Origin of the sequence: Streptomyces sp. NPDC057302 (assembly GCF_042667685.1) — a bacterium.
In the GTDB taxonomy this organism is placed as follows: Bacteria; Actinomycetota; Actinomycetes; order Streptomycetales; family Streptomycetaceae; genus Streptomyces.
The window spans coordinates 1-12960 of record NZ_JBHUZJ010000097.1; the positions used below are offsets into that span (position 1 = coordinate 1).

Consider the following 12960-nt stretch of genomic DNA (forward strand, 5'->3'; position numbering starts at 1 on the left):
CCCGTCGGATGACGGGGGCGGCCCTTTGTGCGCGAGTCGCGCGATGCCTGAGCGGCGACTAGTCGTTGCCGTTGCCCGGCGTCGGGGTCGTCTTCGCGATCTGCATGAGGAACTCGGCGTTCGACTTCGTCTGCTTCATCTTGTCGAGAAGCAACTCGATGGCCTGCTGCGAGTCGAGCGCGTGCAGCACCCGGCGCAGCTTCCAGACGATCGCGAGCTCCTCCGCGTTCAGGAGGATCTCTTCCTTACGGGTGGAGGACGCGTCGACGTCCACCGCCGGGAAGATGCGCTTGTCCGAGAGCTTCCGGTCGAGCTTGAGCTCCATGTTGCCGGTGCCCTTGAACTCCTCGAAGATCACCTCGTCCATGCGCGAACCGGTGTCGACGAGCGCGGTGGCGAGGATGGTCAGCGAGCCGCCGTCCTCGATGTTGCGCGCCGCACCGAAGAAGCGCTTCGGCGGGTAGAGCGCGGTCGAGTCGACACCACCGGACAGGATGCGGCCGGAGGCCGGGGCCGCCAGGTTGTACGCACGGCCCAGGCGGGTGATCGAGTCGAGGAGCACGACCACGTCGTGACCCAGCTCGACGAGACGCTTGGCGCGCTCGATGGCCAGCTCGGCGACCGTGGTGTGGTCCTCGGCCGGACGGTCGAAGGTCGAGGAGATGACCTCGCCCTTCACCGACCGCTGCATGTCGGTGACCTCTTCCGGACGCTCGTCGACCAGGACGACCATCAGGTGGCACTCGGGGCTGTTGACGGTGATCGCGTTCGCGACCGCCTGCAGGATCATGGTCTTACCGGTCTTCGGCGGGGCCACGATCAGGCCTCGCTGGCCCTTGCCGATCGGCGCGACGAGGTCGATGATCCGGGTCGTGAGCACGCCCGGGTCGGTCTCAAGGCGGAGCCGGTCCTGCGGGTAAAGGGGCGTCAGCTTGTTGAACTCCGGGCGCCCGCGCCCGGATTCGGCCGCCATGCCGTTCGCCGAGTCGAGGCGGACGAGCGCGTTGAACTTCTCGCGGCGCTCGCCGTCCTTGGGCTGGCGGACGGCGCCGGTGACGTGGTCACCCTTGCGCAGACCGTTCTTGCGGACCTGGGCGAGCGACACGTACACGTCGTTCGGGCCCGGGAGGTAGCCCGACGTACGAATGAACGCGTAGTTGTCGAGGATGTCCAGGATGCCCGCGACGGGGATCAGTACGTCGTCGTCGGCGACCTGCGGCTCGCTGGCGCCGCCGAACTCGTCGCGGCCACGACGGCCACGGCGGTCGCGGTAGCGGCCACGGCGACCGCGGCGGCCACCCTCGTCGTCGAAGTCGTCCTGCGGTCCGTTGTCCCGCGGCCCGTTGTCCCGCTGCTGACGGTCCTGCCGGTCGCCACGGTCCTGGCGGTCCTGACGGCCGCCGCCCTGCTGGCGGTTGCCCCCCTGCTGCTGGTCGTCGCCCTTGTTGCCACGGCGGTCGCGGTCGCGGCCACGGCCCTGGCGGTCGCGGCCCTGACGGTCACGGCGGCCGTCGGCGGAGTTGTCGCCCGAGCCGTCGCCCTTGGCCTCGGACGACGCGTCCGTCCTGGCCTCGTTCTTGGCGTCCTTGGCGTCGTTCTTCGACTCGCCCTTGGCCTCGGCGGTGACCGTCTCGGGGCTTCCCGCGTCGGCGGTGGCACGGCGACGGCGGCGCTCGCCCTTGTCGGCACCCGCGGGCTGGCCCGGGATGTCGATCTGCTGCTGGGCGGTGGCCTCTTCGGCCTTGGCGCTCGCGGGCTGCTCGGCCTTGTCGGCCTTGCTCGCCTTGGCGGTCTTGTCCGCGGTGTCCTCGCCCGTCCGGGCCTTCGAGGTCGCGCGTCGCTTGGGCTTGGTCTCGGCGTCCGTGGACGCGGAGGGCGCGGCACTCTTCGCGGGGGCGTTGCCCCCGGCCTGCGCCTCCTTGATGACCTCGATCAGCTGGCTCTTGCGCATCCGCGCGGTGCCCTTGATACCGAGGCCGGATGCGACCTGCTGCAGTTCCGCCAGCACCATGCCATCAAGGCCGGTGCCGCGGCGCCGCCGGGACCCGGCCGAAGCACCGGTGGCAGGCGCCGCAGAGGCGTCCGTGGCGGGCGTGTCGGCAGTCACGCCCATCAGATCGGTGGTGTCGCTCACGAAGGGTCCTTCCCTGGAGCGGACGTCGGCCTGTCTGGCTCGGCGACCGGTTGTGCTGTCCGGAGGTCCTCTGGTGTGTGGACCGTGCCGGGGCGGTGGTCCGCCAACGCGCGGCGGAAGAATTCACTGGTGATGGCGAGTCCCGGTGAGGTGCCACTGAGGTGCGGTGTCACTCGGCTCGGTCACGCCGGTTCCGGAGCGTGCTCGGCGCCGCTCAGTGCGAGGCACAGAGCAGGTTGGGAGGCTCCCGGAAGGATGGATGTCCCGGACGGGGACACAAAGCACCTCGCCATGGTGGGGTCGGGTGCAGACTTGAGATTAACACTACCGGATCCAACAAACATTCCCCCTCTCCAATCCGGCCGTACAGGTGTCAAGGCGCGAGCGGCAGCACGCTCGCACCGGTCGCGTCGAGCGCCAGGCGGTTGGCCGCCCAGCCCTCGCCCGCGAGGCGTGCGACCTTGTCCGCCGCACTCTCATCGACCAGCGCGAGGACCGTGGGTCCCGCGCCGGAGATCATCGCCGGGACACCGTCCGCGCGCAGGCGTTCCACCAGGGCGGCGCTCTCGGGCATGGCGGGCGCGCGGTACTCCTGGTGGAGCCGGTCCTCGGTGGCGGGGAGCAGCAGCTCGGGGCGCCTGGTCAGGGCCTCGACGAGCAGGGCGGCCCGGCCCGCGTTGGCGGCGGCGTCGACGTGCGGGACGGTGCGCGGGAGCAGTCCGCGCGCGGTCTCGGTGAGCACGGGCTTTCCGGGTACGAAGACCACCGGAACGATGGAATCCGCGGGCTCCATCCTGATCGCCCGCGCCGCTCCCCCGTCCATCCAGGAGAGCGTGAAACCGCCGAGCAGACAGGCGGCGACGTTGTCCGGGTGGCCCTCGATCTCGGTGGCGAGCTCCAGCAGGGCGTTGTCGTCGAGACGGGCGTCCCCGCCTATCGTGACGGCGCGCGCGGCGACGATGCCCGCGCAGATGGCGGCGGACGACGAGCCGAGGCCCCGGCCGTGCGGAATGCGGTTGGCGCAGACGATTTCGAGCCCGCGCGGCTGTCCGCCGAGCAGGTCGAAGGCGGTGCGCAGGGAACGTACCAACAGATGCGACTCGTCGCGCGGGAGCGTTTCGCCGCCCTCACCTGCGATGTCGATGTTCAGTCCGGTGTCGGCCACCCGCACGACGACGTCGTCGTACAGACCCAGCGACAGGCCGAGGGCGTCGAAGCCCGGGCCGAGGTTGGCGCTGGTGGCGGGGACGCGCACCCGGACGGCGGCGGCGCGGAACGCGGGACCGGCCATCGCTCGATGACTCTCCTTGAGCTGCGATCTTTTGAGGACTTGCCACGTGATGAGGCACTACCCGAAGGCCGCTCTGCGGCAGCACCGCGGCATATGCGGCGGGGCGGGTTCGGTACAGCCTATCGAAGGAAGGTTCTGTGGCGACATAGGGCGCACAGGAGGCGCACGATGCGTGTCGTAAGCCCCCTGTGCACCCCCATATGCGGAGTTGCGGATTCTCGTCCGGCTACGCGAGACCGAGACGCTCGGCCGCCGCGGCCGAGTCGACCGGGACGGTGACCGGCTGCGGCGCGCCGGCGACGGCCCAGTCCGGGTCCTTCAGGCCGTTTCCGGTGACGGTGCAGACGATCTTCTGCCCCTTGTCGACCTTGCCCTGCTCGGCGGCCTTCAGCAGACCGGCGACGGAAGCGGCCGACGCCGGCTCGACGAAGACACCCTCCTGGGACGCCAACAGCTTGTAGGCGCGCAGGATCTCACGGTCCGTCACCTCGTCGATGAAGCCGTCCGACTCGTCGCGCGCGTCGAGGGCGTACTGCCAGGACGCGGGGTTGCCGATGCGAATCGCGGTGGCGATCGTCGAGGGGTCCTTGACGATCTCGCCGCGCACGATGGGCGCGGAACCGGAAGCCTGGAAGCCCCACATACGAGGAGTGCGCGACGAGACCGAGTCGGCGGCGTACTCCTTGTAGCCCTTCCAGTAGGCCGTGATGTTGCCCGCGTTGCCCACCGGCAGGACGTGGATGTCCGGGGCGTCGCCGAGCGCGTCGACGATCTCGAACGAGGCGGTCTTCTGGCCCTCGATGCGGAACGGGTTGACCGAGTTGACCAGCGCCACCGGGTAGTTCTCGGAGAGGGCGCGGGCGAGGTTCAGGCAGTCGTCGAAGTTGCCGTCGACTTGGAGGATCTTCGAGCCGTAGACGAGCGCCTGACCCATCTTGCCGAGCGCGATCTTGCCCTGCGGCACGAGCACCGCGCAGACCATTCCCGCGCGTACGGCGTAGGCGGCGGCGGAGGCCGACGTGTTGCCGGTGGAGGCGCAGATGACGGCCTTGGCGCCCTCCTCCTTGGCCTTCGTGATCGCCATCGTCATCCCGCGGTCCTTGAAGGACCCGGTCGGGTTGGCGCCCTCGACCTTGAGATGGACCTCGCAGCCCGTGCGCTCGGAGAGCACCTGCGCGGGCACGAGCGGCGTGCCGCCCTCGCGGAGCGTCACGACCGGCGTCGTGGCGGAGACGGGAAGACGGTCCCGGTACTCCTCGATGATTCCGCGCCATTGGTGGGTCATTGCTGACTACTCCCCTTCAACCCGCATGATGCTGGCGACACCACGCACGGTGTCGAGATTCCGCAGCGCCTCGACGGTGCCGGTGAGGGCGGCGTCGGGCGCGCGGTGGGTGACGACGACGAGGGAGGCCTCGCCGTCCTTGCCCGTCTGACGGACCGTATCGATCGATACGCCGTGCTCGGCGAAGACCGTCGCGACCTGGGCGAGTACACCCGGCTTGTCGGCTACGTCGAGGCTGATGTGGTAGCGCGTGACGACCGCGCCCATGGAGCTCACGGGCAGCTGGGTGTACGCGGATTCGCCGGGCCCGGTGGCCTCGGCGAGCTTGTTCCGGCAGACGGCCACGAGGTCGCCGAGAACGGCCGACGCGGTGGGGGCGCCGCCCGCGCCGGGACCGTAGAACATGAGCTGACCGGCGGCCTCGGCCTCGACGAACACGGCGTTGTACGCCTCGCGCACGGAGGCCAGCGGATGGCTGAGCGGAATCATCGCGGGGTGCACGCGCGCGGTGACGGAGCCACCGTCGGCGGCCCGCTCGCAGATGGCGAGCAGCTTGATGGTGCAGCCCATGCGCTTCGCTGACGCGAAGTCGGCGCCGGTCACCTCGGTCATGCCCTCGCGGTACACGTCGTCGAGACGCACGCGCGTGTGGAAGGCGATACCGGCGAGGATCGCGGCCTTGGCCGCGGCGTCGAAGCCTTCGACGTCGGCGGTCGGGTCGGCCTCGGCATACCCCAGAGCGGTGGCCTCGTCGAGGGCTTCCTGGTAGCCGGCCCCCGTCGTGTCCATCGCGTCGAGGATGAAGTTCGTGGTGCCGTTGACGATGCCGAGAACCCGGTTGACCTTGTCGCCGACGAGGGACTCGCGCAGCGGCCGGATCAGCGGAATGGCGCCGGCGACGGCGGCCTCGTAATAGAGGTCCCGGCCGTGCTCCTCGGCGGCGGCGTGCAGCGCGGCGCCGTCCTGCGCGATGAGCGCCTTGTTCGCGGAGACGACGGACGCGCCGTGCTCGAAGGCGGTGGTGATGAGGGTCCTGGCGGGCTCGATGCCCCCGATGACCTCCACGACCACGTCGATGTCACCGCGTTTGACCAGCGCGGTGGCGTCCGTGGTGACCAGTGAGGGATCGATTCCGTCCCGCACCTTCGACGGACGGCGGACGGCGACCCCGGCGAGCTCCACCGGGGCACCGATCCGGGCCGTGAGGTCGTCGGCATGCGTCGTCATGATGCGCGCCACCTCTGAGCCGACAACCCCACAGCCCAGCAGCGCCACCTTCAGCGGACGCGTACGCATCATCCGACCTCACTTCTCCTACATCTACGGTGGGACCAGTCTCACCCACCGGATCGCGGTTTCTATCCACTGTCCGAATCGTGAGACACCTATTTCACTGGCCGATACTTTGCCGGCCGGTGCCTCGCGGCCGATTTTTCCTCAGCCGACATCGAGACGCAGGAGATCTTCCTCCGTCTCGCGCCGGACGACGACCCGCGCCTCTCCGTCCCGCACGGCGACGACCGGCGGACGCAGGGCGTGGTTGTAGTTGCTCGCCATGGAACGGCAGTACGCGCCGGTCGCGGGCACGGCGATCAGGTCGCCGGGAGCGAGGTCCGCCGGAAGGAACGCGTCCTTCACCACGATGTCCCCGCTCTCGCAGTGCTTGCCGACGACACGGACGAGCATGGGCTCGGCGTCGGACACGCGCGAGACGAGCGCGACGCTGTACTCGGCGTCGTAGAGAGCCGTACGGATGTTGTCGGACATGCCGCCGTCGACGGAGACGTACGTACGCAGTCCTTCGAGCGGCTTGACGGTGCCGACCTCGTAGAGGGTGAAGGCGGTGGGCCCGACGATGGCGCGTCCCGGCTCGACGGAGATGCGCGGGGTGCGGAGGTTGGCGGCCTCGCACTCGCGCGTGACGATCTCGCCGAGCGCCTTGGCGATCTCGTGCGGCTCGCGGGGGTCGTCCTCGCTGGTGTAGGCGATGCCGAGCCCGCCACCGAGGTCGATCTCGGGCAGCTCGACGCCGTGCTCGTCACGGATCTCGGCGAGCAGCTGGACCACACGGCGGGCGGAGACCTCGAACCCGGCCATGTCGAAGATCTGCGAGCCGATGTGGCTGTGCACGCCGATGAGCTCGAGACCGTCGAGCTGAAGAGCCCTGCGCACAGCCTCGGCGGCCTGTCCCCCGGCGAGGGCGATGCCGAACTTCTGGTCCTCGTGGGCGGTGGCGATGAACTCGTGGGTGTGCGCCTCGACGCCGACGGTCACGCGGATCTGCACGCGCTGACGGACACCGAGCCGGTCGGCGATGTGGGCGACGCGCACGATCTCCTGGAAGGAGTCGAGCACGATGCGTCCGACACCGGCGGTGACGGCCCGCTCGATCTCGTCCTCGGTCTTGTTGTTGCCGTGGAAGGCGATGCGGTCGGCGGGCATGCCGGCGGCGAGAGCGGTGGTGAGTTCGCCGCCGCTGCACACGTCGAGGTTGAGCCCCTCCTCGTGCAGCCACCGCACGACGGCACGCGAGAGGAAGGCCTTGCCCGCGTAGAAGACGTCGGCGTCCGAGCCGAAGGCGCCGCGCCAGGCGTGGCAGCGGGCGCGGAAGTCGGCCTCGTCGAGGAAGTAGGCGGGGGTGCCGAACTCCTCGGCGAGCCGGGTCACCTCGATCCCGCCGACGGTGACGACACCGTCCGCGGTGCGCCCGACCGTCTGGGACCAGACCTTCGGGTCGAGGGAGTTCAGATCGGCGGCCGGAGCGGTGTAGTGCCCTTCGGTCAGTACGTCGGCGTGGCGGGGCCCGGCGGGGTGTGCGGAACGGCTCATGTCGCGGTCGTCTCTCTCACTTCGTTCACGTCTTCACGTGTCACAAGTACTCGGGGGCGCTGATGCCGAGCAGGGACAGGCCACCGGCGAGCACCGTCCCGGCGGCTTCGGCGAGCTCGAGCCGGGCGCGGTGGGCGGCCAAGGGTTTCTCGTCACCAAGCGGCAGAACGGCGGGCTGGAGGGCGAGGAAGGCATCGGCCGTGACGACGAGATGCCGGGCGAGGCGGTCGGGGGCGTGATGGCGGGCGGCGGCGACCAGGACGCGGGGGTGGGCGTCGAGGGCGTCGAGGAGGTCCCGCTCCTGTGGCCCCGCTATGTCCCCGGGCTCGGCGGCGAAGCCCAGGGCGGCGGCGTTGCGGGTCAGGGCGCGGGTGCGCGCGTGGGCGTACCGCACGCGGAAGAGGGGATTGGCCGCTCGCTGGACGAGGTGCTCGTCGCCGATGCGGGGCCGGTCGTGCGGGGCGGGGTGCAGGAGGGCCCAGCGGGCGGCGTCGGGGCCGAGCGGGGTGGGGTCCTGCGGGGCGGGGACGGGGCGCAGGGTGTCCGTCCGCGCGGTCGCCTTTTCCTGGACGTCGAGGTGGACGTCGAGCGCGTTCCAGCCGGGGTCGGGCGCTTCGTCGCAGGTGAGGCGTACGAGAACGCCCTGGGATACGAGGATCCGGCGCAGCGAGTCGGCGAGGACGGCGGCGCGGACTTCGCGGGGGAAGCGGAGCTGTCGGGCTTCGCCGGTGGCCTCGACGTGCCCGTAGGAGACGCCGCGGGTGAGTACGTCCCGTACGAGACCGCCCCAGGCGCTGCCACCCCTGCCGCTCTCGTCACTCTCGTCACTCTTGCCGCTCTCGTCGCCGCCCTGGTCGAGGGTGATGTTGAGGAAACCGGGCCCGGTGATGTCGATGGCCGCGATGCCGGGCTCCCGGGCGAGGCGCGGGGACAGCACTTCGGCCACCTGGAGCGGCGAGCGCCCTGCGGCGCGGGCGACCTGGAGGGCGACGTTCGTGGCGTAGTCCCCGCAGCCGCCGGGCCGGGGCCGCTCGACGAGGACCTTCCCGGCCGTGCCCACGTCAGCGAGGTCGTCCAGGCCGCTGAGCTCCCCGTCGTCGACGGCACGGCGCATGGCGCGCAGCACGGTGCGGGAGAGCTCGACGGGGGTCACGGGTCAAGCGTATGGGAGGAGGGGGGTGGGGGCGCGACCCGGTTTCCCCGATGGTCCGGGATGTGGACGGGGGCCGTCTCGCGGGGGTCAGCCGCCGTGGCGGCCGGCGCGGGAGGCCTCGCCGGCGGCACCGCACTCGTTGCCGAGGGCGCCGCGTCCGCCCCTGTCGCCGCCGTGCTCCATCAACTGCCGTACGAGCCCGAGCAGTTCGGTGGGCTCGAAGGGCTTGGCGAGGAACGCGTCGACCCCGACCTCCAGCCCGCTCTCCACCTCGTACTGCGTACAGGCACTGACGATGACGATGGGCAGGTCACGGGTCCGCGGATCGGAGCGGAGGCGGGCGGCCGTCCGCAGTCCGTCGAGGCGGGGCATCACGACGTCGAGGGTGACGACATCAGGTCTGACCTGGTTCACCACGTCCAGGCACTCGGCACCATCAGCCGCGGTCACGACCTCGAAGCCCTCCAGCTCGAGGTTGACCCTGATCAGTTGCCGGATGACCTTGTTGTCGTCCACAACAAGCACGCGGCCGGACACGCCTGACACAACTCGAGAGTAGGTCCGCCGCCGCCACCGCGTCCGGGTTTTCCCCACTTCCGCCCCGTGCGGGGGAGCAAGCGACGGAGCGTGCAACGGACCCGACGTGACCTCTGGGACGCGGGGTGCGGATGCGGCGGCGCCACGGCCACGGAGGTGCGGAAATACCTGTTCATGGAGAGCCGTTAGGAGCTGGTAGGGTTCTACACGTCGCCGCACACACAGCGCCGACACGCCCCCGTAGCTCAGGGGATAGAGCATCGGCCTCCGGAGCCGGGTGCGCAGGTTCGAATCCTGCCGGGGGCACCTTTCAGTAGGTGTCTGAAGACCCCGCCATCAGCGGTTTCGCTGAGGACGGGGTCTTGGCGTTTGTGCAGGCGGACGCCGCCGAGGGCAGCCATTTGCCAGTGATCACGTAATGCCGACGTAATGATCTTGGCGGGCCTTCCGCCAGGTCAACGGCCGGTTGGCGACGTCAGTCAGTCTTCGCTGTCACTCTCCTCCCCCAGCCCCTTCAGGATGCGTTCGTTCATCTCCTGCTCCTGGCCGTCCACGCACTTGGCGTAGATCTTCAGCAGGACGTCCACCGAGTGACCGGCACGGGCCGCTACCTCCGGAGCGGGTACACCGGAGTTGAGCCATTGGGAGACGCCCGCGTGTCGGAGGTCGTACGGACGCAGAGCCAGCACCGAGGACACCTGGTGCGGGACGAGTGCCAGTTCCCGAGCCTGTTTCCAGACGCGGGAGTACGACGAGGCCGCGATCACGTTGCCCCGCTCGCTGGAGAACAGCCGACCGTCTGCGGCCGTACCGAACTCCTTCAGATGCTCACGGAGCAGCCTCACCAGCGGAGGCGGTACCGGCACGATGCGCACTTCGCCGTCAGCCCTCTGCTTCAGGCCGCGCCGATCGTGTGCCTCCCCGGAGTCCGTCCACGCCTTCCCGGCCGATGGACGAGTCTCCGTCAGCTCGATACGCCCCCAGCCGGACACCGGAAGCACGCAGTCCGAGCGGCGGAGCCCCAGCGCCTCGCCCGGCCGCATGGCCGCGTAGTACAGACACCCGAAGAACGCCTTCAGCCGCCGGCCGCTCGCACGCTCGTAGCCGCCTACATAGGTGAGCGCAGTGAGCAACTCCCGAGCCTGGCGAGGATTGACCACCACCCGACGATCAACCTCTTGCACCGGACGCTTGCCACGCTTACGGCGCACCCGACTCAGCGGGTTGGACGGTAGGTTCTCCAACTCCACCGCGTACGCAAGGGCGTTGAAGACCACGGCCCTGCGCCGACGGTACGTCTGGGTCGCCGCGGGCTCGTCGTCCAACTTCCGGCTCAGCCCGTCGATCAGCTCATGCACTCGGGTGTTCTCCTGCAACTCCCCCACGGGGAGCGAGGCCTTCTCGATCCACTGCACGGCCGCCACGATCTCCTCCGGCCGCTCCCGCTCCCGGCGGTTGACCGGCAGGACATACGAGCGCAGCGCCCGCCGCAGCACCTCGGGAGCGGGCCGACCTCTCCCCGGCTTGACGAGGAGGGGGATGACCGTCGTCAGGGCATCGGTCATGCTGTCCCGTTGTTTCGCGGATACCTCCGCCCAACGTGCTTCCATGTACTTCCGCGCCAGGTCGAGGAACGACAGCGCCGATTTCTCGCCGCGAAGCGAGTCGGGGATGCCGGTGACCGTGTCGAATGGTTCGCCCTTGTCGGCGGCTCGGAGGAGCTTGGCCCGGAAGCGGTCCGCGAGTGCCTTCGTCTTGTGCGACTCGTGGAACGGCTCGCCGTCCACGGACCAGCGAACGAGGTAGGTCGGCTTCTTCGCGGAGCGGTTGATGCTCAGCTTCCAGACGACGACCTTTTACGACTTCACGATGCCGCCCCTTCCGCACGCTCCGCCAACCAGTCGTTGAGCACGTCACGACGCACTCGCAGCTCACCGTTCGGTAGCCGTATGCAGGCCGGCGCGATGCGGAGCTCTCGCCAGCGGTAGAAAGTGCGGCGAGAGATCCCACCCAGTTCGTCGAGCACCTGCCGCACGGTGAGCAGTTCCGCCGTTCGCGCACGGGTGTCACGCGCCATGAGAAGCACCGCCCTCCCGCACGGAGGCAGCCAGGAGCGCCGCCTCCGGCGAGTAGCCGCGCCCTGCGTAGCGCCACTGGCCAACCGTGACGGTCGGTCGCGGGCCGATGCCGAGACCGGTTCGCTGCTCCTCCGCCCGATGTTCTGCGCGAGCCTGACGGAGTGCGGTCAGGGTCGTGGAGTATCGGCGCGACTTGCTGGAGAAGTGACCCCCGTAGCCGAGCATGTGCGCCCAGCGCCGTAAGCCGAGCGGCTCGAAGTCGGGCAGGCCGCCGAGCCACCAACACGTACTGATCATGCGGAGCACGTGGCCACGTACGGGCAGTAGGACCAGGTCCCGAGCCCCGTGAATGCGGCCGTCCACCGCCCCGGCGGCCTCGGCTCCCTTCGTCGCGTACTTGGCGATGTAACCGGCCACGGCCGCAGAGGTCAGCCGCTCCCCCGCCCCGAAAGCGGAGATAGGACGTACGTCGATCTGTTCGCCGAAGCACAGCACACGCGCGCCGATGACGTCCCGACCGGGAGCAGCGAGACTCGCCCCCTCGGCCGCCCGGCCGACAGCGTCCGAGAGCAACGCAGTCGTTGCCCAGCCAGGAGGCGTCGAGCTCGGGCCCTCCGGGCCGTCGAGGCGGATGACAGCATGGAAGTGGATCAGTCCACGTCGCTGATACTCGGCGACTTTGGCGTACGACAGACGAAGCACCTCGGCGATCTCGCCACGGGAGAGCCCTGCGCTCGTGGCGATCTCACGGCGAAGCCCCAGAGCGAAGCGATGCCAGAGTCGGCCGGAGTGTGCTTGCCAGAGGACGGCTCCGGCGTAGTCGTAGCAGCGGGGGCAGAGCGGCTCGCCGAGCCGCGGATCGTCGTCCGCGTGCCGCGCGTGGCAACCGGTCGTCGTGCCGTGCGGGCAGACGTCCCCTCTCTTACGGGGTCGGCAGGCGCGTACCTGGCCGGCGCGCTCACGGCGGGTGTGAACAGGCCCGAAACCGGGAGCGGTGAGGGTGGCGAACACCCGAGGGTGCTCGCCGACCTCCTCCCCCACGTTCTTGCCGCCGATGAGTCCGGCACGGATCAGCTGGTACGTGTCCGCCTGATACACGCGTGCACAGGTCGGGCAGACGGTTGCCCGGCGGTTGCCGCATGCGGTGAGGAGGCGACCGCCGTAGACATCCGAGCCGTACGAGCCGTACGAGAGCAGTGCCTCCCCGGTCGAGGCGTCGACGACCGTCGCAGTGCCGACGAGGTGAATCGGGTTCGTGCAGCCGCCGAGGCGGAGAATCTGGCGCCGCCACGCCGCGAACTCTGGTTCCGCGGCCCTGTCGATCAGCGCGGAGACAGCTTGCGGCAGGGTTGCAGGAGGCGTGGTCATCGACGACCACCGCCGCCGAATGCCTGCCACATGACAGCGGAGATTCCTTGCGGTCGAGTCTTCGCGCTGAAGCGAAGTGTCGGATCGGTGAGCCAGACCGCAGCTGCGTGTGCCGGGCAGAGCCAGCGTTCGAAACCGTCGAGTCCGACGAGGACGACTTGTTCCCGCCCGACGCAGGTCGGCTGTTCCTTGTCCCTCAGCTCGCATCGGGCAGAGGCGATTTGCGCGGACGATGCGCGGTGGACAATGTGAGGGTGCTCCTTTCACTGCTCACGCGGCGGATGG

At 69.8% G+C, this 12960-nt stretch carries 10 protein-coding genes and 1 tRNA gene; 1 reads left to right on the forward strand and 10 read right to left on the reverse strand.

Features of this window, described 5'->3' with window-relative positions; genetic code table 11:
• Nucleotides 1-58: 58 nt before the first annotated feature.
• The 7 genes from rho to ACFUPX_RS39060 all read right to left on the reverse strand — a co-directional run bounded on the left by rho (nt 59) and on the right by ACFUPX_RS39060 (nt 9286).
• The gene (gene rho, locus ACFUPX_RS39030; protein ID WP_383333546.1) at nt 59-2134 is read right to left on the reverse strand and encodes a transcription termination factor Rho; all 2076 of its coding nucleotides are present in this window, start codon (nt 2132-2134) and stop codon (nt 59-61) included.
• Between the two features lie 373 nt (nt 2135-2507).
• Nucleotides 2508-3425 carry a homoserine kinase gene (gene thrB, locus ACFUPX_RS39035; RefSeq protein ID WP_383333548.1) on the reverse strand — a complete coding sequence of 306 codons (918 nt, stop codon included), beginning with the start codon at nt 3423-3425 and terminating at the stop codon, nt 2508-2510.
• A 226-nt stretch (nt 3426-3651) separates the two neighbouring features.
• A complete protein-coding gene (gene thrC / locus ACFUPX_RS39040) occupies nt 3652-4710 on the reverse strand; it encodes a threonine synthase (RefSeq protein ID WP_383333550.1) in 1059 nt (352 codons plus the stop codon).
• Between the two features lie 6 nt (nt 4711-4716).
• Nucleotides 4717-6009: a homoserine dehydrogenase gene (locus tag ACFUPX_RS39045; protein ID WP_383333552.1), complete on the reverse strand. Its 1293-nt coding sequence runs from the start codon at nt 6007-6009 to the stop codon at nt 4717-4719.
• Between the two features lie 138 nt (nt 6010-6147).
• Nucleotides 6148-7539 (reverse strand): diaminopimelate decarboxylase, encoded by a 1392-nt coding sequence (gene lysA / locus ACFUPX_RS39050; protein WP_383333554.1) that lies wholly within the window; start codon nt 7537-7539, stop codon nt 6148-6150.
• A gap of 40 nt (nt 7540-7579) precedes the next feature.
• Nucleotides 7580-8692 (reverse strand): ArgS-related anticodon-binding protein NrtL, encoded by a 1113-nt coding sequence (nrtL, locus tag ACFUPX_RS39055; RefSeq protein ID WP_383333556.1) that lies wholly within the window; start codon nt 8690-8692, stop codon nt 7580-7582.
• Nucleotides 8693-8779: 87 nt separating this feature from the next.
• Nucleotides 8780-9286 carry a PleD family two-component system response regulator gene (locus tag ACFUPX_RS39060; protein WP_383333558.1) on the reverse strand — a complete coding sequence of 169 codons (507 nt, stop codon included), beginning with the start codon at nt 9284-9286 and terminating at the stop codon, nt 8780-8782.
• A 177-nt stretch (nt 9287-9463) separates the two neighbouring features.
• Here ACFUPX_RS39060 and ACFUPX_RS39065 point away from each other — a divergent pair.
• Nucleotides 9464-9535 (forward strand) — tRNA-Arg (locus ACFUPX_RS39065).
• A 173-nt stretch (nt 9536-9708) separates the two neighbouring features.
• Here ACFUPX_RS39065 and ACFUPX_RS39070 read toward each other — a convergent pair.
• Genes ACFUPX_RS39070 through ACFUPX_RS39080 form a run of 3 tightly spaced genes read right to left on the reverse strand, consistent with a single transcriptional unit; the run spans nt 9709 to nt 12675 of the window.
• Nucleotides 9709-11067, reverse strand: coding sequence for a tyrosine-type recombinase/integrase (locus ACFUPX_RS39070; RefSeq protein ID WP_383333603.1), 1359 nt, complete (start codon nt 11065-11067; stop codon nt 9709-9711).
• Nucleotides 11068-11093: 26 nt separating this feature from the next.
• Nucleotides 11094-11306, reverse strand: coding sequence for a helix-turn-helix transcriptional regulator (locus ACFUPX_RS39075; protein WP_383333560.1), 213 nt, complete (start codon nt 11304-11306; stop codon nt 11094-11096).
• Complete coding sequence (locus ACFUPX_RS39080; protein WP_383333562.1) at nt 11296-12675, reverse strand: replication initiator; 1380 nt, start codon at nt 12673-12675, stop codon at nt 11296-11298. The genes ACFUPX_RS39075 and ACFUPX_RS39080 overlap by 11 nt, the downstream gene beginning before the upstream one ends.
• Nucleotides 12676-12960 lie beyond the last annotated feature (285 nt).